The organism is Halomonas sp. HL-93, from assembly GCF_900086985.1.
In the GTDB taxonomy this organism is placed as follows: Bacteria; Pseudomonadota; Gammaproteobacteria; order Pseudomonadales; family Halomonadaceae; genus Vreelandella.
In genome coordinates this window covers 2,123,146-2,146,561 of sequence record NZ_LT593974.1, presented here as the reverse complement: position 1 = coordinate 2,146,561, position 23,416 = coordinate 2,123,146, and the positions used below count along the sequence as shown (strand labels likewise).

21 protein-coding genes are annotated in these 23,416 nt (G+C 55.0%); 7 read left to right on the top strand and 14 right to left on the bottom strand.

Going from position 1 to position 23,416, the window contains the following annotated elements; all coding sequences use genetic code 11:
• Positions 1-125: 125 nt before the first annotated feature.
• From GA0071314_RS09915 to GA0071314_RS09905, 3 genes are read left to right on the top strand one after another with little or no spacing between them, the layout of a single operon-like run.
• Positions 126-1,346: an argininosuccinate synthase gene (locus GA0071314_RS09915; RefSeq protein ID WP_074396489.1), complete on the top strand. Its 1,221-nt coding sequence runs from the start codon at positions 126-128 to the stop codon at positions 1,344-1,346.
• A 56-nt stretch (positions 1,347-1,402) separates the two neighbouring features.
• Positions 1,403-1,726 (top strand): HlyU family transcriptional regulator, encoded by a 324-nt coding sequence (locus tag GA0071314_RS09910; RefSeq protein ID WP_074396488.1) that lies wholly within the window; start codon positions 1,403-1,405, stop codon positions 1,724-1,726.
• 34 nt (positions 1,727-1,760) lie between these two features.
• Positions 1,761-2,888, top strand: coding sequence for a DUF294 nucleotidyltransferase-like domain-containing protein (locus tag GA0071314_RS09905; protein ID WP_074396487.1), 1,128 nt, complete (start codon positions 1,761-1,763; stop codon positions 2,886-2,888).
• A 35-nt stretch (positions 2,889-2,923) separates the two neighbouring features.
• Here GA0071314_RS09905 and GA0071314_RS09900 read toward each other — a convergent pair whose 3' ends face one another.
• From GA0071314_RS09900 to GA0071314_RS09885, 4 genes are read right to left on the bottom strand one after another with little or no spacing between them, the layout of a single operon-like run.
• Positions 2,924-5,668 (bottom strand): sensor histidine kinase, encoded by a 2,745-nt coding sequence (locus tag GA0071314_RS09900; protein ID WP_074396486.1) that lies wholly within the window; start codon positions 5,666-5,668, stop codon positions 2,924-2,926.
• A 2-nt stretch (positions 5,669-5,670) separates the two neighbouring features.
• Positions 5,671-5,880, bottom strand: coding sequence for a hypothetical protein (locus GA0071314_RS09895; RefSeq protein WP_074396485.1), 210 nt, complete (start codon positions 5,878-5,880; stop codon positions 5,671-5,673).
• Positions 5,877-7,940, bottom strand: a complete 2,064-nt coding sequence (locus GA0071314_RS09890) for a 3'-5' exonuclease (RefSeq protein ID WP_074396484.1) — start codon at positions 7,938-7,940, stop codon at positions 5,877-5,879. The genes GA0071314_RS09895 and GA0071314_RS09890 overlap by 4 nt, the downstream gene beginning before the upstream one ends.
• Positions 7,937-8,311 carry a response regulator transcription factor gene (locus GA0071314_RS09885; RefSeq protein ID WP_074396483.1) on the bottom strand — a complete coding sequence of 125 codons (375 nt, stop codon included), beginning with the start codon at positions 8,309-8,311 and terminating at the stop codon, positions 7,937-7,939. The genes GA0071314_RS09890 and GA0071314_RS09885 overlap by 4 nt, the downstream gene beginning before the upstream one ends.
• A 272-nt stretch (positions 8,312-8,583) precedes the next feature.
• Here GA0071314_RS09885 and GA0071314_RS09880 point away from each other — a divergent pair, with 272 nt between their 5' ends.
• Genes GA0071314_RS09880 through GA0071314_RS09865 form a run of 4 tightly spaced genes read left to right on the top strand, consistent with a single transcriptional unit; the run spans position 8,584 to position 12,679 of the window.
• On the top strand, positions 8,584-10,266 hold the full coding sequence (locus GA0071314_RS09880) for a carbon starvation CstA family protein (RefSeq protein ID WP_074396482.1): 1,683 nt from the start codon (positions 8,584-8,586) through the stop codon (positions 10,264-10,266).
• A 13-nt stretch (positions 10,267-10,279) separates the two neighbouring features.
• Positions 10,280-10,579, top strand: a complete 300-nt coding sequence (locus GA0071314_RS09875) for a cory-CC-star protein (RefSeq protein WP_074396481.1) — start codon at positions 10,280-10,282, stop codon at positions 10,577-10,579.
• A 25-nt stretch (positions 10,580-10,604) separates the two neighbouring features.
• Positions 10,605-11,612 carry an ArsA family ATPase gene (locus GA0071314_RS09870; protein ID WP_074396480.1) on the top strand — a complete coding sequence of 336 codons (1,008 nt, stop codon included), beginning with the start codon at positions 10,605-10,607 and terminating at the stop codon, positions 11,610-11,612.
• Entirely contained in the window at positions 11,612-12,679 is a 1,068-nt protein-coding gene (locus GA0071314_RS09865; protein WP_074396479.1) for a tRNA-queuosine alpha-mannosyltransferase domain-containing protein, read from the top strand. Before GA0071314_RS09870 ends, GA0071314_RS09865 begins: the two co-directional genes overlap by 1 nt.
• Here GA0071314_RS09865 and GA0071314_RS09860 read toward each other — a convergent pair.
• From GA0071314_RS09860 to metG, 10 genes are all read right to left on the bottom strand, one after another.
• Positions 12,643-13,737 carry a carboxysome shell carbonic anhydrase domain-containg protein gene (locus GA0071314_RS09860; RefSeq protein ID WP_074396478.1) on the bottom strand — a complete coding sequence of 365 codons (1,095 nt, stop codon included), beginning with the start codon at positions 13,735-13,737 and terminating at the stop codon, positions 12,643-12,645. The genes GA0071314_RS09865 and GA0071314_RS09860 overlap by 37 nt on opposite strands.
• Before the next feature lie 34 nt (positions 13,738-13,771).
• Positions 13,772-14,410 carry an endonuclease III gene (gene nth / locus GA0071314_RS09855; RefSeq protein WP_074396477.1) on the bottom strand — a complete coding sequence of 213 codons (639 nt, stop codon included), beginning with the start codon at positions 14,408-14,410 and terminating at the stop codon, positions 13,772-13,774.
• Positions 14,411-14,424: 14 nt separating this feature from the next.
• Entirely contained in the window at positions 14,425-15,126 is a 702-nt protein-coding gene (locus GA0071314_RS09850) for an electron transport complex subunit E (protein WP_074396476.1), read from the bottom strand.
• Complete coding sequence (locus tag GA0071314_RS09845; RefSeq protein ID WP_074396475.1) at positions 15,123-15,743, bottom strand: RnfABCDGE type electron transport complex subunit G; 621 nt, start codon at positions 15,741-15,743, stop codon at positions 15,123-15,125. Before GA0071314_RS09845 ends, GA0071314_RS09850 begins: the two co-directional genes overlap by 4 nt.
• Complete coding sequence (locus GA0071314_RS09840) at positions 15,740-16,780, bottom strand: RnfABCDGE type electron transport complex subunit D (RefSeq protein ID WP_074396474.1); 1,041 nt, start codon at positions 16,778-16,780, stop codon at positions 15,740-15,742. Before GA0071314_RS09840 ends, GA0071314_RS09845 begins: the two co-directional genes overlap by 4 nt.
• Positions 16,777-18,432: an electron transport complex subunit RsxC gene (rsxC, locus tag GA0071314_RS09835; RefSeq protein ID WP_074396473.1), complete on the bottom strand. Its 1,656-nt coding sequence runs from the start codon at positions 18,430-18,432 to the stop codon at positions 16,777-16,779. The genes GA0071314_RS09840 and rsxC overlap by 4 nt, the downstream gene beginning before the upstream one ends.
• Complete coding sequence (gene rsxB, locus GA0071314_RS09830) at positions 18,416-19,024, bottom strand: electron transport complex subunit RsxB (RefSeq protein WP_074396472.1); 609 nt, start codon at positions 19,022-19,024, stop codon at positions 18,416-18,418. Before rsxB ends, rsxC begins: the two co-directional genes overlap by 17 nt.
• A 7-nt stretch (positions 19,025-19,031) precedes the next feature.
• Positions 19,032-19,613, bottom strand: a complete 582-nt coding sequence (rsxA, locus tag GA0071314_RS09825; RefSeq protein WP_074396471.1) for an electron transport complex subunit RsxA — start codon at positions 19,611-19,613, stop codon at positions 19,032-19,034.
• A complete protein-coding gene (locus tag GA0071314_RS09820) occupies positions 19,610-21,211 on the bottom strand; it encodes a sensor domain-containing diguanylate cyclase (protein WP_074396470.1) in 1,602 nt (533 codons plus the stop codon). Before GA0071314_RS09820 ends, rsxA begins: the two co-directional genes overlap by 4 nt.
• Before the next feature lie 93 nt (positions 21,212-21,304).
• Positions 21,305-23,341: a methionine--tRNA ligase gene (gene metG / locus GA0071314_RS09815; protein WP_074396469.1), complete on the bottom strand. Its 2,037-nt coding sequence runs from the start codon at positions 23,339-23,341 to the stop codon at positions 21,305-21,307.
• Between the last annotated feature and the right edge of the window lie 75 nt (positions 23,342-23,416).

Here is a 23,416-nt window from a genome sequence, read left to right as displayed (position 1 = left end):
TTAAGGCGTCGTTGGCGGTATTCGCTGAGCACTGAGAACGCTATACTTAACGTTTATTCGATCGCGTGAGCTAATAACACCATCGCGTGTGTGGCGCGCATTTTATTCAGAAAAAGGAGTCAAGAATGTCCGATGTCAAAAAGGTTGTGCTGGCATATTCAGGCGGCCTGGACACATCCGTTATCGTCAAGTGGTTGCAAGAAACCTACCACTGCGAGGTAGTGACGTTTACCGCCGACATCGGTCAAGGTGAAGAGGTTGAGCCCGCACGCGCCAAGGCACAGGCGTTAGGCGTAAAGGAAATTTACATTGAGGACCTGCGCGAAGAGTTTGTGCGTGACTACGTCTTCCCGATGTTTCGCGCCAATACTATCTACGAGGGTGAGTACCTGTTGGGTACCTCTATCGCCCGCCCATTGATCGCCAAACGTTTGATCGACATTGCCAACGAGACCGGTGCTGATGCTATCTCCCATGGCGCGACCGGTAAGGGCAACGATCAAGTTCGGTTTGAGCTGGGCGGCTACGCCTTGAAGCCAGGCGTGAAAGTCATTGCGCCCTGGCGCGAGTGGGACCTTACCTCGCGTGAAAAACTCATGGCCTATTGCGAAGAGCACAACATTCCCGTCGACTTTTCCAGCAAAAAGAAAAAGTCGCCTTACTCAATGGATGCCAATCTGCTGCATATTTCTTATGAAGGCGGCATTCTCGAAGATCCGTGGGCGGAAGCGGAAGAAGACATGTGGCGCTGGAGTGTCTCGCCTGAAGCAGCACCCGACCAGCCTACCTATGTGGAACTGACGTTTGACAAAGGCGATATTGTCGCGATTGACGGTGAAGCCCATAAGCCGCACGAAGTGCTTGAAAAACTTAATAAGTTAGGGGGCGACAACGGCATCGGGCGTCTGGATATTGTGGAAAACCGCTACGTGGGCATGAAGTCGCGTGGCTGTTACGAAACCCCAGGGGGCAGCATCATGTTGCGCGCACACCGCGCGATCGAGTCGCTTACCCTTGACCGTGAAGAGGCCCACCTGAAAGACCAATTGATGCCGAAGTATGCCGAAGTGATCTACAACGGCTACTGGTGGAGCCCCGAGCGCCGCATGCTACAGGCGGCCATCGACGAGACGCAGCATAACGTATCCGGTGTTGTACGCATGAAGCTCTATAAAGGTAACGCCATCGTGGTAGGCCGCAAGTCCGACCAGTCGTTGTTTGACGAATCGATCGCTACCTTCGAAGACGATGCGGGCGCTTACGACCAAAAAGACGCGGAAGGCTTTATCAAGCTGAATGCGTTGCGCTTGCGGATAGCGGCGGGTAAAGGTCGCAAACAAAGCTAACAGGCTGGCGGGGCGGCAAGACAAACTTGCCGCCTGCTAGGTGCGTAGGAGTTAAAATGTTTAAAAAACTACTCTCAGGTTTGCTGGGCGGTGGCCGTGACGGCGCTGCGGGTAAACCACAGGCTGCCGAATCAGTTGAATACAAAGGGTATGTCATCACCTCCCAGCCCGATAACCAAAGCGGTCAATACCGTGTCAGCGGTTGGATTCGTCGGCCCCAAGGAGAGGGTGATGATCTGGAACACCGTTTTGAACGTTCGGATATGCTGCCTAGCCGCGAGGCATGCGACGCCATGATGGTCAGCAAGGCCCAGCGCTATATCGATGAAGTAGGCGACGACATGTTCACCCCCGACCCGCGTCGCGAAGGCAATACTTAACAGCGAAGCCGCTCTAACGTTCAAGGAGAGGCGTATGCGTGTTGTACACCGAGCCTCACCCTGGCGCTCCCTGCTAAACGCTGACGGGACGCTCGATACATCAGCGCTCACTGCGCCGCTGGTTCATCTGTTTAATTATATTTCCTCGCCGCAGACCTCATTAGTCGACGCCTATGCGTGGCAACTATCCCTGGTTGAATCATTGGTGCATTACGATTTGCCTGCCTGGCGCATTAGCCAAATCATTAGTGACCATAACGCCATGCTTTACCGTCAGGCGATCGAGCTGTCGCTTGACGAAATGCGTGCCCAGGGCTGGGGAGAGCCGCCGGTGGATTACTGCGTCCTGCTGTTAGGTTCGGCAGCGCGCTATGAAAGCTTGCTGGGTCCTGATCAGGACAATGCAATGATTATTGATGATTACCCAGACCACCGGCATGTCGAAATCGATGGCTACTTTCAAGCGTTAGGCGAGCGGTTTACAGCACGCCTTGATGAGGCGGGTATTCCGCTGTGCCGAGGCCACGTGATGGCGCGCTGGCCGATGTGGCGTAAACGGTTGAGCGAGTGGCGTGCACAACTGGCAATTTGGAGCGCTGATCGCCAAGTGAAGCGGGTACAGCAAACCAATATTCTGCTCGATTTTTCCCCGGTGGCGGGCAATCCAGCGCTTGCGGAACGACTTGGGGAGACCATCGCGGCGACGCTGCCCAAGGCGCCGTTATTTATGCATGAAATGGCCGCGTTGCTTGACGAGCTGCCGGTGGCCCTGGACCGCTTTGGGCGGATAGCCTCAAGCCCTGGTCTTGCGGCGCCGCACGACCAGGCCATCAACCTTAAACATCAGGGATTAATGCCGTTGGTTAGCGCCGTGCGTTTGCTTTGTGTGCGCCATCAGCGCCATGAAATAGCCACCCGCGAGCGTTTGATTGCACTCAATCATGAATCCAGGGCCTTAACGTCGATGCAATCAGATATGCTTCTGGCGGCTTTTGAACGCCTGCAGCAATGTCTATTGGATCAGCAGCGTGTCAATAAAGCCCATGGCCATGCCGCTGATGGTTGGGTGGACCTGCGTCATCTACGCGAAGACCAACGGTTACTTTTAAAATTTGATCTTCAGCAGATTAAAGCTTTTGTGAAGCAAGTAAGAAACGCATAGCTAAGCGCACTATGGGTATGACGCGGTGTCCGCCATTAAACCGTGGAGGTATTATCCGGCGCCGATGGAAGTTCCAATGTTAGGCAGGCACCCCCTAGCGTCTTGGCATCCTCCACCCATAGTCGTCCGCCTAGGTGGGCGATAATGCCGCGGCTAATAGGTAGCCCAAGGCCGCTGCCTTTTGGTCGGCCGTGGGGAATATCGCCGTCTTGCTGTATTTGATGGAATTTTTCAAACACCCGCTCGCGTTCGTCTATGCTGATCCCCGCGCCGTTGTCCTCAACGCTTAAACGAAAATGGCCGCGATGGGGGTAAAGCGCTAAGCGTACTTTGGGCTGGTGGCGATCGGCAAACTTACCCGCGTTATCCAATAAATTGATAATCACTTGTTCTAGCCGGTCTTGGTCGCCGATCACCATCGCGGGATCCGCTGCTAAGCTGACCTCCAGGGTAATGCCACGTTGCTCATGCAGACGCGCAATAGCATCAATGCTGTGTCTCGCGAGCGCGGCCAGATCGAGCGGCACTGGGTTGAGCGTTAAACGACCGCTTTCTAGGCGGGCAAGGTCTAAAATCTCTTCGATTAAGCGCGATAGGCGCTGGCTCTCATGGACGATAACCCCCAGAAAGTGCTGGCGCTTGTCATCGGGGAGCTCGCTGTTATCACGTAAAATTTCTGCGAAGGCGCGTATTGAGGTGAGCGGCGTGCGCAGTTCATGGCTGACCATGGCGACAAATTCGTCTTTGAGCCTGTCCAGTTCGCGCAGTCGTTCATTGGCACTGCGCAGCTCTTCGCCGATTTGGACCAACTCCTGGGACTTCTGCTCCAGGCGGCGATTGTACTCAAGGGTTTGGGAGGTCGTATCCAGAATGCTCAGAATCGACTCGATATCCAACGCTTCGCCACGTACGACTGAGTTAATCAGCACCCGCGCTGAAGCGCTACCTAATGAGCCAGCAAGCGCTTGCTCGGCACGTGTGATCAGCTCGGCATTGGCGGGCTCTTCCGCAGCGAGTGCGCTGCTGGAGGGGCTTTGCTTGAATACGCGACGCGTTGTCTGGTCACCTAAGTAGCGAACGAGCAGTTCGCTGAGTGCTCCTTGAGTCGTTTGCCCACGCCATAGCGGAGCGGTTTGCAGGTTGGGATGCATGGCTTCGGTGAACAGCGCCGCCTGGGTCTGTTCAAGGGGCGTTGGACGAGTAAACAAAGACACCCCCACCAGCAGCCCCACGTTGGCGAGCATGCTCCAGAGCAGCGAATGGGTATAGATGTCCCATTCTTCAAGACCAAATAAACCGTAAGGTATCAGCCAGCCAATCCCCCAAGGGCCCTCGGTGAGGAGCGCTGCATCTAACCAGCCGGACTGGGCAAACCCCGGCAGCAGCAGCGTATAGCACCACACCAGGAAACCGGCAATTAATCCTGAGGCGGCGCCTTGGCGGGTGGCCCCACGCCAGTAAAGGCCAATTAACAGCGCAGGCGCAAACTGTGCGGCTCCCGCGAAGGACACCAGGCCAATGGTGACCAGACTATAGGAGTCGCCAATCAGTGCATGGTAGAGGTAGCCGAGTAACAAAATAAGCACGATAGCCACCCGGCGGATACCCAATAGCCAGCCGGCAAGTTCGCCTTTGGTGCTTAGGTGCAGCCGCCGCGAACGCAACAGTAGCGGCATGACCAGTTGGTTGCTAACCATGGTGGAAAGCGCAATCGTTTCGACGATAACCATGCCAGTGGCCGCCGAGAGGCCGCCAATAAACACCAGTAGCGGCAATCCCTCAAGTCCGGCCGAAAGGGGAAGTGTTAGCACAAAGCTGTCCGGGTCACCTGCGCTTGCGCCCAGCAATAGGCCTGCTAGAGCAATGGGAATCACGAACAGGTTGATCAGCAGCATATAAAGAGGGAAAAGCCAGCTCGCGCGGGTGAGGTGTTGCTCATCGACATTCTCTACCACCAAGACCTGGAACTGGCGCGGCAGGGTTAAAAACGCCAAAAATGACAGCACTAACATGCCTACCCAGCCGGTAACGCCGCCAGGCACACTGTCCAAGCGCATGCTGTCAATCAGCGTTGGTGTGGCTGCTATTTGGGCAAACAGTGCGGCGGGTCCTTCAAACATTACAAAGACCACAAACACGCCGACGGCCATGAAAGCAACGAGCTTTACGATGGATTCCAAGGCAATTGCTGCGACCATGCCTTCGTGGCGCTCGCTGGCATCCAAATGGCGCGTGCCAAACAGAATAATAAACACGGCCAGCACCAGGGCGATCCAGAGGGATTTGTCCATCCAGAAGCGTTCATCCACAAGGGTGGTATCGGCGGTATGGGGGTAGTTAATCAGTACCGCATGACTCACGGTGATCGCTTTTAACTGAAGGGCGATATACGGCGTGATGCTAATCAGTGCCATCAAGGCAACAAGCGCACCCAGGCTTGTGCTTTTGCCATAGCGAGCGCTGATAAAATCGGCAATCGAGGTGATTCGCTGGCGCGCCGCGATGCGCACCATTTTACGAATCACAAACGGCGCCAGCAGCATTGCCAGCGTAGGCCCTAGGTAGATGAGTAGAAAGCTGGGGCCGTGCTCGGCGGCGCGGCCTACACTGCCGTAGAAGGTCCAGGCGGTACAGTACACGGCAATGGAGAGGGCATAGACCGTGGGCGAACCAATCAGTGAGCGGCCTTGCTCGGCACGTCGATCGCCCCAGGCGGCAACCACAAAAAGTAGCGCCAGGTAGCCAAAGGCAGTGCCTAGAATGATGGGGTCAGTTCGCATGGTCAGCGGCCCGCACGGTATTCCATAAGCCATGCCGCCAAGCCGATGACGATTGCCCAGGCGCTAAATAAATACACGGGTAGCCAACCTATGCCGAACGGGGGAAGGCGGTCGACCACGATAATCAGTGGTGGGCAGAACAGCAGCAGGGCGATCACCACCAACGCCACCAAGCGTTCTGTTTTGCGCGTTTTCAGACCAGAAGGTTTCATGAGGCGCTGGCATCCTGTCGGTCGAAGGCATTGGCTTGCAGTGCGAGCAGTTGCTCAAGGGTATCAACGCCACGGGCTTCCAAGCGCGGTAATAGCGCGAGCCACAACTCGGCGGTGACCCGCGCATCGCCCAGCGCAGTATGGCGAGTGCCCGGCGGGAAAGCCAAGTCGTAGCGCTGGGCAAGGCTATCCAGGTCATGTCCATCCAGCGCTTCGTCCAGTGCGCGCGAGATGAGCAGGGTGTCGATCACGGGAATATCGAAGGTAACGCCCTTATGGCTAATAGCCAGCAAATCAAAAGCAGCGTTATGCGCCAGTAATACTGCTTCTCCTACGTAGTCGCGAAAGCGAGTCAGCACGATATCCAGTGGCGGTGCGCCGGCCACATCGGCATCGGTAAGCCCATGAATGGCGGTGCTGGCCAACGGGATGGGTCGCTTGGGATCGACTTTTTGATCAAACACATCGCTTGCTAACAGTCGCGCGTTCACCACGCGGCATGCCCCCAGGCTAATGACGGTATCTCCCCGGCGAAGCTCAAGCCCAGTGGTTTCGGTATCAAAGGCCACAACTTCCAGACTGCGCAGAGAGCGACCGGCGAGGGCTTCGTCGGGCGGAGGAAGGTCGGCAATCCCAAAATCATGGAATTCGGGTCGCGGTGGGGCGGTTTCCCTAGGGGCGCCTACGCGTTCCATGGCGGGCAGCGGAAGCCTCAAGCGGGCATGGATACCATCATCGGCCGCCAGGCTCCAAATATCGCTGGCGTGCTGACGTAACACATCAGCAACGCTTGGATTCAGCGGTAATGAAGGCAGCGTTTGTTGTCGCCACTCGGCGAGAGCATGCTCCGGCAACGCCTTTCCGCGCCAAATAAGGTCTAAATAGACGCGTTTATTACCCAAGCATATTTCACCCTCAAAGCCACTGTCGGGAAGGTGGGCACTTAAATGTTTGACTAGCGAATCAAACAGGGCGATCAGGGCCGGGGCATCGCCTTTAAACCAGGCGGGCATGCCCACCGGGGTAATTAAACGGTGCTCAGGGTCGAGGCGTTCATCGAGTGCCTGCCAGAAATCATTGGACCACATCGGGGTTAAGCGTTCGCCTTGATGCTGCATATCATCAAGGAGCTGGCCAATTTTCGCGACGTTGTCGCCGAGCGTGGCGCCTTCTTCCTGAATGACGCGTTCAAAGCGTTGGCGCAGCGCTGAGGTATCGACGCCGCCTTGAAGGCGTAGTTGAATCAACGCGTCGGCAGCACTGGTTAGGCTTGCAGTATGCTGACGAAGCGGTGTCAGCATATCGGCAAGCTCTGCTCTGACGCCCATTTCGCTTGACCAGGAGGCGGTTGCGTCATTAAACGTCAATAGCGTTTCGCCGTCGCTGCCTGGAACGCGACGCATAATGACTTTTAGCCAGCGGTTATCGCAGGGGGCGAGCAGCTCGCGAGGAGCGCCGTCGTTAGGTAACTGGCTTAACGCCTGTTGCAAACTTGCTACCGGTAGCAGGGCTTCCAGGCGTTTACCTAAACCGAGCCCTGTATTATCGACGAAAAAGTCCTCGGCGGCCTGATTAAACAGCATCACGCGGCGGTGATGATCGCACAGCAATAGCGGTGTCTCGAGCACTTGCAGCAGGGTTTCTAGTTCTTGACGGATTTTGGCCGCGCTGCGTGCGCCTTCAGTATGCGCGGTGGCCAGGCGGCCACGGTCCGCACGCCAGCTTTCGCGCACTCGCTGTAGGTCCGGGCCTAACCCTTTTAGCCAGCCTTCGGGTGGGTATTCATCGCGCGCATCGGGGTTTGCCACTAAGCGTGCTAGCTGCACCTGTAAGTGGCGCAGTGGGGTAAACAGCATACGCTCAAGCAGCAAGCCGACTAAAAAAATCGTCGAACCACCAGAAAAGCTACCCAACCATAGGGCTATTCGCGTTCCCCCGGTGGGGGCAAACTGTGCCTCTAGCCACGCGGCAAAAATAGCGCCGCCCAGCAGGCTAATGCCGCTGAGCAATAGCCATAGACCAATTAAACGCTGGCGCTTGGGCAACCCGCCTTTTGTCATGGCCGCGTCTCGGTTAGCAGCGCGTTGACTTTTTCGACCAGTGCCTGGGTAGAAAAAGGCTTGGTAATGTAATCGTCTGCACCAAGTGCCATGCCTTTTTCACGCTCTACCTCACGGCCATGTGCCGTTAGCATAATGATGGGCAGTGTCGCGGTGGTGCTGTCCTGACGCAACTGCTCCAGCACATCAAAACCACTGATGCCCGGTAGGCTAATGTCCAGCAAGATAAGATCCGGCTTGGCTTGATTAACGCAGGTCATCGCTTGCTCGCCATCTTCGGCAGTGACGACGTCGAAGCCCGCTTGCTGCATAAGAAACTCAAGCGAGATGAGGATGTTGGGCTCGTCATCGACCACAAGCACTCTGGCCATCGTGCTCTCCCGAAATTGAATTGGCGGGGCAGAATGTGTTCCCCGTTGTTAATGAAGAGTGTAGGCAGATGGAGGTGCCGCGCCAAGACGACCTTTTGCTGACGGTGACTGCCTTACTAGTTGGCTGATAGCTAAGACTTTAGATGTAATTTTGTTGTGTTATCAGTGGTTAGCGTGGACGTCAGCCAATCGTCGTACCACTATATGATGGCTTGCCGTATATTATGATTGGCGTAACTAATTGATAATCAAAAGCCAAAGGAGACAATCCTATGAGTGCTGTTATCTTGCTGCTGCTAGGCCTAGGGGCAATGGCAGCGGGGTATTTTGTTTACTCCAAGTTCATAGCCGAAAAGATCTTTCAGCTTGACCCTGACTTTAAAACGCCGGCCCACGAATTTGAAGATGGGGTGGACTATGTGCCGACCAATCGCTACGTGCTTTGGGGGCACCACTTTACGTCAGTAGCCGGTGCTGCGCCCATTGTGGGTCCTGCTATTGCTGTGATCTGGGGCTGGGCGCCGGCATTTTTATGGGTGGTGTTCGGTACTATTTTCTTCGCCGGTATTCATGATTCCGGTGCCATCTGGGCCAGCGTTCGCAATAAGGCAAAATCCGTTGGGGCACTCACGGGCGATGTGGTAGGCACGCGAGCGCGTAGTATTTTTATGATCGTCATATTTTTGGTTCTGCTGATGGTAAACGCCGTGTTTGCGGTGGTGATTGCAGGCTTGATGATGAACTTTTCAAGCGCCGTAGTGCCGGTTTGGGGCGCAATTTTCGTGGCGCTAATCATCGGCCAAATGATTTATCGGCGGATATTAAGCCTCCCGGTGGTATCGATATTAGGCGTAGTTGCTCTCTATGCGTTGATCGGGATTGGCCCCTCAGTCCCCATTCAAATGCCCGACGAGGTCGGGGCTATGTCAGGCAATGCGGTATGGATTTTGATTCTGTTTGGCTATGCGGCCGTCGCATCGCTGCTGCCTGTCTGGATGCTGCTGCAGCCCCGTGACTATATTAATGGTCTGCAACTGTTTATCGGTCTGATCATTCTTTATGGGGCCTTGGTACTGCTTAACCCGACCTTGGTCGCTCCAGCATTTAACAATGATGTGCCCGATGGCACGCCGTCATTATTACCGCTGCTCTTCGTAACGATTGCTTGCGGTGCCATTTCTGGCTTCCATGGCTTGGTATCGTCGGGCACTACCTCGAAACAGCTCAATAAAGAAACCGATGTGCGTTTTGTAGGCTATTTCGGTGCCGTAGGTGAGGGCATGCTGGCGCTGGCCGCCATTCTGGCTGCGACCGCGGGGTTTGCCACAATGGGCGATTGGGAGGCAATGTACACTGCGTTCGGCCAGGGTGGCGTGAATGCCTTTGTGGAAGGTGGTGCCTTTATTATTCACAACGGTATAGGGTTGCCAGAAGCCACCGCGTCGACGCTTCTCACCGTGATGGCGGCGCTGTTTGCAGGGACAACAATGGATACCGGGCTGCGTTTGCAGCGCTATATCTTCCAGGAATGGGGCGAGATCTATCAGCAGCAGTGGATGAAAAAACCGTCTATTGCGACCGGCCTGGCCGTAGGGTCGTGCCTGGTACTTGCCTTTGGCGCCGGTGGCGCGGATGGCTCCGGTGGGCTAATTATTTGGCCACTTTTCGGTACGACCAACCAGTTGTTAGCAGGCCTTACGCTGCTAGTGATTACCGTTATGCTAGTGCGCCTGAAGAGGCCCATGTGGTTTACGCTGGCACCCCTTTGCTTTTTGCTGGTGATGACCATCCTGGCGTTGTTGCTACAGCTTCGTACGTTCTGGAATGATGGCAATATGTTCCTGTTAGTGCTCGACGTCGTGGTGTTGATAGCGGCCGTGTTAGTGGCAATGGAGTGCTCAGCAGCCCTTAAGCGTTCGCGAGCCGACATTGCAGCGCAGCACGATCAACCTTGAGGAGTGACAGCTAATGACCGACGAACCCAAACATGGGTCGTCACGTCGCAGCGGATTACGGGCTTGGTTAGACCAAGCCCGTTTCTTCACTGAAGAGGTATATAGCGCGCGTTATCGAGGTGCCATCGCCCGGGCGCGCCGCGACGAAGACGACCTGTTTATGCTGTTGGTATTTTCCGAGATGATGGGGTTACAGAATCCCGCCTCATACTACACGCTTGAGCTTCAACCGTTGTTGTTAGAACGCTTCCATGACTGGCATAAGCGCATGGGTATGGAGCGCTCTCCGCTGGATCATTTTCGTTGTTGCTGAGTTCACGTCATCTAGAGAGTCATGAATGCAAGCTTTACTCAATCGACGCCTGCTGTGGGTAGGCGGGAAAGGCGGGGTCGGTAAAACCACTGTCGCCGCATCGCTCGCTGTGCTGGCCGCCGGGCGCGGTAAACGCGTGTTAGTAGTGTCGACGGATCCGGCGCACAGCCTTGGCGATGTGTTTGATCGTACCCTTGGCGATGCACCGCGGCGCCTATTAGCTAACCTTGACGCGATGGAAATTGACCCCGATGTGGAAGTCGAGGCGCACCTCCAGCGCGTCACGCAGCAAATGCGCCGCTATGCGGCGCCCGAGATGATGCAAGAGCTAGAACGCCAGATGCGCCTTACCCGGCAGTCGCCAGGCACGCAGGAAGCCGCCTTGTTAGAGCGTTTGGCGCGCTTGATGATCGATGACGACGCGCCCTACGATTTAATTATTTTCGACACCGCGCCTACGGGCCATACGTTAAGGTTGCTCACGCTTCCAGAAGCCATGGCAGCGTGGACAGATGGGCTTTTGGCTCATAACCGAAAATCGGCTGAGCTGGGCAAGGTATTGGATCATTTAACCCCCAAGCGCGGCCGCGATGTGGCTACACCGTTTGATGACCCCACGGAAGATCCGTTGGATGATTTGGACGAGCGTACACGCGATGTGGCTAAAACGCTGATCAATCGTCGGCGTTTGTTTCATCAAGCTAGACGCCGTATTGAGGATGCTGACGCCTGTAGTTTTCTGTTTGTCATGACACCGGAGCGACTGCCGATTCTTGAAACCGATCGTGCGGTGCGCGCCCTGGAAGACGCCGATATACCGGTCGCGGGGACACTTATTAACCGAGTAATTCCCCATCAAGCAGACGGTACTTTTCTCGCCTCCCGACGAGAGCAAGAAGCGCACTATTTGACCCGCATTGATGAACTATTTGCTCGCTTACCGCGGCCTAAGCTTGAGTGGCAGCCTACTGATGTACAGGGGATAGAGGCTCTGGAGGCGTTAGCCGCCCAGCTTGAACAGCAGGGCTTTTAATGCGGGCATTGCTTCTATCCGCCTACGATGCCGTAAGTCATCGCTACTGGGCCGACAGTGTGATGCAGCACGTCGATGGTGTGGCATGGACTCAGTTGCGCTTACCCGCTCGCCATTTTAGTTGGCGTATTCGGGGCAACCCATTGACCTGGCTGTGGAAAGAGCATGAGACACTCAGCCAGCAGTATGATGTGGTGCTTGCGACCTCAATGGTGGATTTAGCCACCTTGGCCGGCTTGTTCCCTTCGCTTGGGCAAGCACGCAAGATTGTTTACTTCCATGAAAACCAGTTTGCCTACCCCGCGTCGGGAGAGCAGCGGCCTCAGGTAGAAGCTCAAATAGTAAACCTTTATGCGGCATTAGCGGCGGACACGGTAGTGTTTAATACCGCTTATAACCGCGATTCATTTGTCGATGGTGCGCGCGCTTTCTTGAAAAAAATGCCCGAGAATGTGCCGGCAGTAAAGCCGCTTGAGGCGCTGCGTAAACGCGCCAAGGTACTGCCTGTCCCAATTATGCCACTCGAAGACGAGCGTCAACAGCAACGCAACCCCCAGCGCATCCTATGGAACCACCGGTGGGAGTATGACAAGAACCCCGAGGACTTTTTTGCAGTGCTGTGTGAGCTAAGCGATCAGGGTGTGGTTTTCGAGCTGGCAGTGGTTGGACAGCACTTTCGCCATGTGCCGCCAATCTTTGCTGAGGCGAAGCAACGTCTGGCAAGGCATATCGTTACTTGGGGGCCTCAGCCTCAAGAGCGCTACCAAACGGAACTCGATAAAGCGGGAATCGTGGTGTCGACGACCTGGCACGAATTTCAAGGCTTGGCGATTATGGAAGCCGCCCAGCGCGGCGTGCGACCGCTGGTGCCTGATCGCCTGTGTTTTCCTGAGCTATATCCGGATGTCTATCGCTACGACGGCACGCGTCGAGGGCTTTACGATCACTTAAACCGTTGGTTGACCACACCATCGGCTCAACCCCCACCACTGAACAGCGCTGATTGGGAGTGGCCCGCTTGGCGGGTAGCTTATTCGGCGTTGCTGGCAGACGCCGTGGTTAACTGATCAAGACGACGCGTCGGCCAGTGCACCACGGCTGTGCGACGCCGCATGGAAGCCGCCAAATTCGGATGCTCGCGGCGAATCACCTGTTCGGCAAACTCTGATAAAAACCGTGATTTAAGTTCGGCACGCGCGCGGTCAACGCCGCTGTGCTGATAAGGGGTGGAGGCAAGCAATAAGAAACCATCATCGGGGATGCGTTTTGCCTGACGGTTGGCATCAATAATAGACGCTGCAGTGCCAATTGGCTTCGCTAAATCAGGCCCGTAAGGGCCAATAATCAGCGCGGTGTTGGGTAGGTGCAAGAAATCAAAGCCTCGGCCAATGCAGATCACCCATTCACGATGCTCGATATCCAGTTCCCGCTGAGTGCCTTGAAGTTCGTTGACGTGAGCGAGGTTGCCGGTCAATAAGGGAAGCAAGTCGCGGCGCATCTCGGTAGGCATATCCGGGCAAGTCGCCTGAAGGGCAGTACTGAGCTGTGCCGGTGAGTGGCCAATACATTCGCGAGTATCAAGCGTTGCCCCGTGCTGACCGTGAACAATCAACGCATCGCTGTCGGTCTCAAAGCCACAAACAAGCGGATAAACTTGTTGCCGTTCACGGCCAAATAAGTGCTCGGCTTGCTTGGAAATCGCGTAGGCATGCGCCCTGGCAGCTTGTGTATCGCAATTAAATCCGGCGCAACCACGGGCTTTGCTGCCATGGGAAAAGTGATAGGTGATGAGTAGCAAGGTGCCCCGGCCCTGCGTAGCTGCATCAATGACGGCTTCAGTGAGTAGCTCTCCTAAATAGGGCCAGCCAAGGTCGAAAATCCCGCCGAGATTGCGAAAGGGCGTGATGATGCCGAGAGGGGTGCGTGTGGCATGGGGTATATGGATACGGCCATCCATGCACTTCATTACCAGGATAGAGGTGGGGTGCTTGGCAAGGTAATGCCGTCTGGCCAATTCTGCGTCGGGGCTACAAAAATGCGCCGCGTGCTGGCGCGATAAATCAAACAGCGCGTCAATTCGCTGTTCGATAGGTTGGTCATGCAGCAGTGAGGCAGGCGTTGGCATGAATGGTTTTCCCCTGGCGCAATCAGTTACCCGTTTAGGCGATCTCGGTTTTTTCTTTATAGTCGCATAAATCTTCAATAATGCAGCTGCCGCATCGCGGCTTACGGGCGATGCACGTATAACGGCCGTGTAGAATAAGCCAGTGGTGGGCATCCTGCAGGAAAGCCTTGGGGACGTGACGTAACAGCTTTTGTTCCACCTCGACGACGTTTTTGCCTTTGGCAATGCCCGTTCGGTTGGCCACGCGGAAAATGTGCGTATCCACGGCCATGGTCGGCTGGCCAAACGCGGTATTCAAAATCACGTTAGCCGTTTTTCGGCCAACCCCAGGGAGGGCCTCCAATGCGGCGCGGGTTTGAGGTACTTCACCGCCGTGGTGTTCAACCAATATGTGGCAGGTCTTCATCAGGTTTTCGGCTTTAGTGTTGTACAAGCCGATGGTTTTGATATGTGTTTTTAACCCATCAATGCCCAAATCGATAATGCCCTGGGGCGTGTTAGCTACGGGGAAAAGGCGGGCAGTCGCCTTATTCACGCCCACATCGGTCGTCTGGGCGGAGAGCAGCACGGCGGCGAGCAGTTCGAAAGGCGTACGCCAATTAAGCTCGGTCGTTGGGTGTGGGTTTTCGGCTTTCAGTCGGGCAAAAATTTCATGACGCTTTTGGGCATTCATGGTAACTCTCTGGGTTATTTAATCGTACCGGTGACGCGGACCCGGCGTTGCTCACGGGGTGTGACGGTCTTAGGTTCAGTAAACGCTTTATGGCGTTGATCAACAACGTTTTTTAGCGCGATCAATAGGCCCACTACAAAAAATGCGCCGGGGGGCAGAATAAAAAACAAAAACTGATAGTCGTCTATAAGCGTCAGTTGCCATCCTTCGGCCACGGGCCCCAGCAATAGCGACATTTCTCTGAACAGAGTGCCCTGGCCCAATAATTCCCGCAGTGCTCCTAGTACAACTAAAACGGCGCCGAAGCCGAGGCCCATCATCAAGCCATCAATGGCGGAAGGTAAAACCGGCTGGCGAGAGGCGAAGGCTTCTGCGCGGCCCAAAATTGCGCAGTTGGTAACAATTAACGGAATAAAAATCCCCAGAACTTGGTAGAGGGGGTAGGCATAAGCGGCCATGAGCAATTCGGTACAGGTGACAAACGCAGCGATAATCATGACAAAGGCAGGCAGGCGAACGGCACTCGGTACCTGGTGACGAATCAGCGATACGGTGGTGCTTGCGCCGACCATCACGACCAGCGTAGCCATGGCAAGCCCAAGCGCGTTGACCACGCTAGCACTTACGGCTAGCAACGGGCACAGCCCCAATAGTTGTACCAGCGCCGGGTTATTTGACCATAGCCCTTCGCGGGTAAGTTGACTTAGCGGGCTCATGGCTGGGACTCCTTGTTTTCCCCAAGTAAAGGGGTGCTGGTGGCGTATTGCAGGGCGCTATGAACCGCATCGACTACCGCGCGGGGCGTAATGGTGGCGCCAGTGAACGCATCAAACTGCCCGCCGTCTTGAGTAACGCCCCAACCCTCGGACGGTAGTGAATCTAATGTTAAGCCATCGAATTGAGTGATCCAATCGCTACGCCGCCGCTCGATATCGTCGCCTAGACCCGGTGTCTCCTGATGATGGGTCACGCGTACGCCGCTGATGCGCTGCTGATCATCAATGCCCACTAACAGTCGTATTTCACCGTTATAGCCGCGCTGCGTTACAACCGGCAAGACGAGGGCGCGTTGGGTGTCGTTATCTACCTGCCAACCGGTTGCACCGTCGAGGAAGCCAAGTTGTGACGCATTGGGTAACGAGATAGAACTCACCTGGGCGTTCTTTAATGGATCAGGTAGTACAGCCTGGTGTTGGCGCTGCTGGTAGGCTTGTTGATGCGTATCGATGCGTTCAGCGGTCAAGCCACGAAGCGTGGCGACGCTGCCCGCGGTGATCAGTGCAAAGAGCCCCAGTACCAGCGCGCCCTGCTGCATGGCATTGAGGGGGGTCATGGCTGCTCCTTAGATGTCGTTTTTTTCAGGCCAGTTGGGCGAGGCACGGTGTATAGATCTAGTAGCGGAACACACAGGTTCATGAGTAGCACTGCAAACGCAATTGCATCGGGATACCCGCCCCAGGTACGAATCAGCATGACAAGCGCGCCGATGCCTGCGCCGTAGATCAGTTTTCCGCGTTGGCTGGTGGCAGCAGAAACGGGGTCGGTGGCAATGAAAAATGCGCCGAAGAGCGTGGCACCGGTGAGCAGGTGCAGCCAAGGCGAGGCGAAGTACTCCGGATCAAACAAGTACAGCAGCGAGGCAAAGGCCATCATGCTGGCTAGCATCGTCAAGGGTATATGCCAGGTGATGATGCGCTTGGCCAGCAAGAGTACGCCGCCCGCAAGCCAAGCAAAGCTGACCCATTGCCAAGCATTTAGGGTGCCGCTTGGCAGTGGTTGACTGGCCCAAAATTGGCTGGCTGATACCCCCTCGCCTTTGTGCTTAAAGGCATCAAGCGGTGTGGCGCCGCTTAAACTATCAATCTGGTCGACCGAGACATTGCCCATGATTTGACCCCATAACATATCAGGCCATAGCGGCTGGGGAGTCGGCCATAGGGTCATATAGGTGGGAAACGACACCAGTAGCAGTGCATAGCCGACCATTGCCGGGTTAAATGGGTTATTACCTAGTCCGCCATAAAGCTGCTTAGCAACGATAATAGCGGCGACCATGCCGATGCCAATAAGCCACCAGGGGCTTGCCGGCGGTAACGATGCGCCCAACAATACGCCAGTGAGCAGCGCGCTGGCATCGTTAAGTGCTGGGCGCAGCGGGCGCTTGCGCAGCCATAAGATAAGCGCTTCAAAGCCCAGGCCAAAAGCAGCGGCCAGCACCACATTGCTGATCACTCCCAGGCCGAAAAAAAACGTCATGGTGATAAGGCCGGGCAGCGTGGCAATCAGCACCCAGCGCATAATGCCTCCGGTACTAGGCATTATGCTCAGGTGGGGTCGATCATTGATCTGGGACGCATGCAGCATACTTATGGGATCTCTTGGGGGGCGTCCGCTTCTCGAGCCTCGGCGAGGCGTGCCTCAGCTGCGTGCAAATTTTCCTGCGCGGTGGCCAGTTGTGTCTCAAGGTCATCATGGGCTTGTTGAGGGTCTTGCTGTGCCGCTCTCGCCAGATTTTTTTCGGCTTTCCTTACGGCGGCTTTGGCCGCCGTTTGCGCGATCCGTAAACTCCTCAGGTCGGCTTGGGGAGAGGGGGCTTGGGAATCGTGGGCTTGAGGTGGCCGTTGCTTCGCAAGGCGTGCCTGGCGGCGTGCCTGCTTTTGCGCTTCTTCACGGGCGAGCCGCGCTTGGCGCCATTCAAAGCGATGTTTGGCGTGTTCAGCTTTGGCGGTTTCCAACTGCTGGTGGCGAAGCCGGGTTTTAGCACTACGGTAGTCGGCGACTAAGGGAATATGGCTTGGGCATACGTAGCTACAGGCATTGCATTCAATGCAGTCGAACAGCCGGTAGTGAGCCAGCTTGTCATCGTCATTCGCACGCGCATACCAGTGCAGCTGTTGTGGCAGCAAGTTAGCGGGACAGACGTCTTCACACGCCCCGCAGCGGATACAAGGCGTTTCAGGTGGCGCAGGTGGCAGTTCTTCCCACGTGGCGGCAATTAAGCAGTTTGTTGCTTTGGTCACCGAGGCGCCAAGATCAGGCAGCGGCGTACCCATCATCGGGCCGCCTTCAATCAGTTGGTGAAGTACTGAGCGATTCAGGCCCGCCTCATCAAGCAAAGTGACTATCGGCGTGCCGATACGCACCCAACGGTTACCGGGGTCGCTGATGGCTTCGCCGGTTAGAGTCACCAGCCGCTCCACCAGCGGTTCGCCATCGCGAACCGCACGCAGCGCCGCTAACAAGGTGCCGGGGTTATGGCAGAGCACACCGACATCCACTGGCAGGCCTTGATTGGGCACGTCCCGGTTAAGCAGCGTTTTAATCAATTGACGCTCGCCACCGCTGGGGTAGCGTGTGGTCATCACAGACAGCGTGATAGGTAGCGGATGGCTGACCCCAATAGCCTGCCTTAGGGCGTGAATGGCATCAGGTTTGTTATCTTCGATGCCCACTATAATGTGCTTCGCGCTGCAAAGAGAGGCTATGAGTTGTGCACCTTCGAGCACCTCCAGCGCAAAGTGCTGCAGGGTAAGGTCATCGGTGGTGATATAGGGTTCGCACTCGGCGGCGTTGACCACCAAGGTATCAATACGCTGGCGTTCACCCACCCGGGCCTTGATGTGGGTAGGAAAGCCCCCTCCGCCAAGCCCTACCACACCGCTTTGCTCCAGACGCGCCAATAGTTGCTCAGCGCTGGCGGTGGGCCATTCAAGCGGGGCTAAACGCTCCCAGGTATCGTAACCGTCACTGTCGATGGTGATGGCCTTGGCATCCATATGCGAAACGGTACCGCTGATGCTGGCATGTAGGTCAGCTGAAATCATGCCATCGCGCCTGGCGATAGGCGTGCCGACGCTGACCCTTTCGCCCACGGCGACGGTAGCCAGGGCAGGGCGTCCGGTATGTTGATCCAATCGCAGCACGACCCGAGAGGGCAATGTCGCATGACGCACTGGCACTAAAGAGCGCTGTTTGCGTTCGGGCGGATAGATACCGCCATGAAACTCAAACGTGCGAGCCATAAGGCATCTCCACTGAATGAGGACGATCGCTGGCAATAACGTGCGGCGGTTGGGTAACTGGCTGCCATTGGTTGAGCGGCGTGCTGGGTGGCAGCATATCGATGCAATCTACCGGGCAGGGTTCAAGGCAAAGATCACACCCCGTACATTCATCCTCAATAACGGTATGCATTTGTTTGGCCGCGCCAATGATTGCGTCGACCGGGCACGCCTGGATACATTTGGTGCATCCAATGCACTCATCCTCGCGGATAAACGCGACCAATGGTTCACCAGGGGCTTCGCCATCCAGAGGTTCAGGCGTTCGACCTAGCAGGTCGGCGAGGGCGATAATAGTGGCTTCACCACCAGGCGGACACTTGTTGATAGCATCCCCCTGGTTGATGGCCTCGGCGTAGGGACGGCACCCGGGATAACCGCATTGTCCGCATTGCGTCTGGGGAAGCAAAGCGTCAATGTTTTCAACGAGCGAGGACTCGTCGCCTTTGAAACGCTCGTTGACAGCGCCCAGCAAGGCCCCAAACCCCACGCCCAAAGCGGTGAGCACACCGACGGCGTTCAGCAGGCCAAGCATCGAAAATGTTTCGCTCATTGACACATTATCCTTGGACCAAGCCAGAAAAGCCCATAAAGGCAAGTGACATCAAGCTGGCCGTGATCATCGCGATAGCGGCACCTTTGAAAGGGGTCGGTATATCCGCCGTTGCCAAGCGTTCGCGCATGGCGGCAAACAGCACCAGCACCAATGAAAACCCAATCGCCGCTCCCAGCCCATAAAGGGTGGTGGCAAAAAAGCCCAGATCGCGATTCAGCGATAACAGTGCAACGCCAAGTACCGCGCAGTTGGTGGTAATCAGGGGTAGAAAAATCCCCAGTACACGGTGCAGTAATGGACTTAGCTGGCGCACCATGATGTCGGTGAACTGAACCACGGCGGCAATCACCACGATAAAACTGATGGTGCGTAAATAGGTAATGTCTAAAGGTACCAACAGCCCGTGGTACACCACAAAGCTGGCGGCCGAGGCAAGCGTAAGCACAAAGGTTGTGGCCAGCGACATGCCCATGGCTGACTCTAGTTTATTGGAAACGCCCATAAATGGGCATAAGCCAAGAAACTGTACCAGCACAAAATTGTTGACCAGCGCGGTGCTTATCAGAATAACGAAAAGCTCACTCATGGCGGCGTATTGTGCTCAGAAATCACGCCGCTGGCTAGCGGTGGTCTGAATAATACCACCTGATGTCGACCAGCTTCCTTGGCAAGGTAGAGTGCCTGATCGGCGCAGCTGACGACCTCACTCGGTGACTGGGATTTAGGGTCCTGCAGCATGGCAATGCCCGCGCTTATCGTGACAAAAGGCTTCACTGGCGATGTTGCATGAGGGATCTGCAATCGATCTACCGCTAATGAGAGCTGTTCGCCAATATGTTTGGCAGAACCGGGCGACGTGTGGGGCAGGATAGCGCAGAATTCTTCTCCCCCTGTTCTGGCAATAAAAAAGCCCCGCGCCTGCGCGACATTATGCATAACTTCGGCAAGACGCTGCAGGCAGATGTCCCCTTCAGGGTGCCCGTAGTGGTCGTTGTAGAGTTTGAAGTGATCAATATCGAGCATCATCACCGCAAGCAAGTCTGAAGTGCCGTCGACTTCGCTAAAGGCGGCATCAAGACGCTGGTCAAAGAGTCTCCTGTTCGGCAGCCCAGTCAGTGCGTCATGAGTGGACAGCTTCAGCAGTTCATCATTGAGCTGTTGCTGATGGGCAAACTGTTCCTGAAACGCACGCGATAACAAACCTATTTCGTCATCCCGCTTGGTAAGCCAATCAGTTTGTGACTCGGTCATACCTATTTGCTGGGTAAATTGAGTTAATAAACGCAGTGGCTTAAGCACAATTTTTTCAAGCAAGAGTAGCACCAGGGCGATAACCATGATCATTAGAACTGCAGTCCACACCAGTACATAGCGGAAGGTGGTTAAACTGGTTAAGTAGCTGGTGCGATTGAGGTCTATACCTAACGCTAATGAAGGGGAGTTGGCCGAGCCATAGGCAGGGAAGTAGCGTTCGGCAAATACTGTATTGCCCGAAAAGTGGAAATCATCGCTGCCGGGCGCTTTCTCGTTGCTGAGAGTAAGCGAAATAGGCAGGCCCGTATAATCTTCCATGTAGCTTATCCATTCATCGTCTAAAGAACGAACTTTGAATAGCCAGCCAACTGAATCACCACTTTTGTCGGTACGTAAAATGGGGGTTGAAGCCATGAGTGCAGCATTATGATCAGCGTAGATAGCCGTGCTCTCTGAGCGATCCTCCGCGATGGCGGCTTGCATGGTTTTTACAAAAGGCGTCATCCAGGCACATTCATCATTGGGTGTCGTACACGTTTGATAATTGCCGGTGACAGGATTAATACCCGCCAAAAAGTGCACATCGCCTGTGGTTGTGAAAAACGCCATCAGTTGATAGCGCATGTCCTCAAACATTTCTTGGCTAAAGTTGACCTCTGAATAGCGTGGATAGTCGCCTTGAACAAATTGATAGGTATCATCCCAATGAGCCCAGTCGCGAACCTGGGACTGTAATTGCTGCTGATCAAGTTGGAAGCTACGTTCAACACGGTCCAGCTCGCGTTTCACCATTGCCCGCTCTTCAGCTTGTAATGCTGGAAATATAATCCATGCGCTGAGGGCTGCCAGCGCGGCTATTGCACAGACAAGTAAACCACCAAGAGCAGCAAAAAAACGAAATCGCAGTGAGCGTGAGAAGCGATGTTGCATATAGTGAGCTCAGCCGTGTTGAACTTGCCAATATAAACGCATAAAAAAGGGGCTAAGGCAGCTTGCCTTGCCCCTAAATTAAAGTTTACCTGATTATGTTACCCGTTGACCCGGTTCAGCGCCGGAATCCGGGGAAAGCAGATAAATGCCGTCTTGATTGGCCGAGGCGAGGACCATGCCTTCCGATACACCAAAGCGCATTTTACGCGGTGCAAGGTTGGCGACCATCACCGTTAAGCGTCCTTCAAGCGCTTCCGGAGCGTAGGCCGAACGGATGCCCGAAAATACATTGCGGGTTTCGCCACCTAGATCTAGCGTTAGTTGAAGCAACTTATCGGCACCCTCAACGTATTGCGCCTTGGCAATGCGGGCAATGCGCAGGTCGACCTTGGCAAACTCATCGAAGCTGATTTCGGGCGCGATTGGGTTTTCAGTCAAAGGGCCTTTGGGTGATTCCTTAAGCTTTTGTTCTTCCACCAGATCCTCCTTTGAGGCCTCAATCATGGCGTCAATCTTGTCGCGCTCGATGCGCTGCATGAGGGGGTTGAATTTATTAATGGCATGATCGACCAGAACGTCTTGGCGACTCTCCCAGTTTAGCGTATCGACGTTCAAGAACACCCGCGCCTGCTCGGCCATGCTGGGAACCACCGGGGCGAGGTATACCATTAGTTGGCGGAACAAATTAATGCCTACCGAGCAGATATCCAGCACGTCGGCATCGCGTCCTTCCTGCTTGGCCAGCACCCAGGGCTCTTTTTCAGCGATGTAGGTGTTCGCCTCGTCGGCCAATTCCATGATGCTGCGCATCGCGCGGCTGAATTCGCGAGCTTCGAAATCCTGGGCAATGCTGTCACCAGCGCTAATGAAACGGGCGACCATTTGCGGCTCGCTGCAATGGGCCGACAACTGGCCGCCGCCTAGTTTCTTAACAAAGCCCGCGCAACGGCTGGCGATATTGACCACTTTGCCCACTAGGTCTGAGTTTACTCTTGCGGCAAAGTCTTCAAGGTTCAGGTCAAGGTCGTCGACCTTGGAGGTTAGCTTGGCGGCAAAGTAGTAACGCAAATATTCAGGGTTGAGGTGGTCGGCGTAGGTGGCGGCTTTAATAAAGGTGCCTCGGGACTTCGACATCTTGGCACCGTCCACAGTCAAGAAACCATGACAGTTAACCGCGGTGGGTGTGCGCAGATCGGCACCGTGGAGCATGGCCGGCCAGAACAGAGCGTGGAAATAAACGATATCTTTGCCGATAAAATGGTAAACCTCAGCGTCAGATGTTGGCTGCCAAAAGCTGTCGAAATCGATGCCTTCACGCTCGCACAGGTTTTTGAAGCTGGCCAGGTAACCAATCGGCGCATCAAGCCATACATAAAAGTATTTGCCAGGAGCGTCGGGTATTTCAAAGCCAAAGTAAGGCGCATCGCGGGAAATATCCCACTCGTTAAAGCCTGACTCAAACCACTCCATTAGTTTATTGCGAATTTGCGGCTGAACGTGGCCATCGTTAATCCAGCGCTGAAGAAAATCTGCAAAGTCCGGTAACTTAAAGAAATAATGCGTTGAACTGCGTACTTCAGGGGTGGCACCAGAAATCGCCGAGACCGGGTTGATGAGCTCTGCCGGCGTATAAGTAGCGCCGCATTTCTCACAGTTATCGCCGTATTGATCGTCAGAGCCACATTTAGGGCAGGTGCCTTTAATAAAGCGGTCGGCGAGAAATAGCCCTTTTTGTGGGTCAAACATTTGTTCAATTTCGCGTGTGGCGATATGGCCTTTATCGCGTAGACGCTGATAGATCAACTCGCTGTAATAGCGGTTTTCGTCCGAATGAGTGGAATGGTAGTTGTCAAAGGCGACGCCAAAACGGGCAAAGTCGGCTTGGTGGTCGCGTGAGACCCGGTCAATTAATGCCTCAGGGGAAATGCCTTCTTGTTCAGCACGCAGCATTATGGCGGTGCCGTGCGCATCATCGGCACATACGTAATAGCATTGCTGACCACGGCTTTTCTGAAAACGCACCCAAATATCGGTTTGGATATATTCCAGCAAATGGCCCAGGTGAATAGCGCCGTTAGCGTAAGGAAGCGCACTGGTTACCAGAATGCGGCGCGAAGAAATAGTTGACATGATGAACGAAAATCCCGATCAGACATTAACAAAAAAGATATATGGCGAGGCATTTATGCCTCGCCGGGAGTGACG